We start from the raw sequence: 430 nt of genomic DNA on the forward strand, positions 1-430 counted from the left end.
CCCGATGCGCCGCAAGTCTTCCCCGTCGTCGATGCGGTTGTCGAGTTCATTGCCGGATAGCGCACCGGCATCGGATACCGGCCCGGCGTCGTCCGCGGGTGCGGTGGAACCGTCGAGGATCCACCGGTCGCCGTCGCGTCGCCAGCGCAGCGGTTCGGCTTGTCCGCGCCACGGCTGATGCGCGGTCAAGACCCGGTCCCACAAACGGACTTGGCGCCACCAGAAGGCCCGGATCCGCCCCGGCGGCCGCGGCGCCGAGGGCGTCGTCGGGCCGGTGGGCCGCCAGTCGCGGCCGTCGCGGCTGTCCGCGCCGAACAGCGGGCCGAGCACGGCGAGCGCGACGAAGAAAAGCGCCGCCATTGCGGCAAAAACGTACTCCACGACTGGCACCTCCCCGGAAACCGACCCGGGAAGGGACCGGAGCCGCGCG

At 72.6% G+C, this 430-nt stretch carries 1 protein-coding gene; it reads right to left on the minus strand.

The window, feature by feature from the left end; translation table 11 throughout:
• The coding region (locus AC1DSF_RS30945) for a hypothetical protein (protein WP_478184133.1) at positions 1-381 on the minus strand (381 nt) is incomplete at its 3' end.
• Positions 382-430 lie beyond the last annotated feature (49 nt).

Source organism: Variovorax sp. 01N429 (genome assembly GCF_056399425.1).